This window comes from Flavobacterium salmonis, from assembly GCF_903819435.1.
Taxonomy (GTDB): Bacteria; Bacteroidota; Bacteroidia; order Flavobacteriales; family Flavobacteriaceae; genus Flavobacterium; species Flavobacterium chungangense.
In genome coordinates this window covers 1-361 of the sequence record NZ_CAIJDP010000093.1, presented here as the reverse complement: position 1 = coordinate 361, position 361 = coordinate 1, and the positions used below count along the sequence as shown (strand labels likewise).

The following is a 361-nucleotide window of genomic DNA, read 5'->3' as shown; positions in this document are numbered from 1 at the left end:
TTGGAAAAACTTGGTTTTGCAGTTACTTCTATTAAATCAGAAGGTCGACCGAGCTATAATATCAAAGTGTTTTTGAAAATCTATTTATACGGCTATCTCAATGGATTAAGAAGTAGCCGCAAGCTGGAAAAAGAATGCTTTAGAAACATTGAAATGCAGTGGTTGTTAGAAGACATTCGACCGAACTACCACAGCATATCTGATTTTAGAAAGAACCATCCTGCAGCATTAAAAAACTTGTTCAAACTCTTTGTCGTTTTCTTGAAAGATGCCGATTTAATAGCAGGAGAAACCATTGCTATTGATGGAACTAAAAGCCGAGCGCACAATAGCCGTAAAGCTAATTTCAATCAAAAGAAAA

General features: G+C 35.7%; 1 protein-coding gene. It reads left to right on the top strand.

Translation table 11 applies throughout. The features are described 5' to 3' along the window. Positions 1-361 (top strand): transposase (locus FLACHUCJ7_RS24915; protein ID WP_180910939.1); only part of this gene is annotated, 361 nt, incomplete at both ends.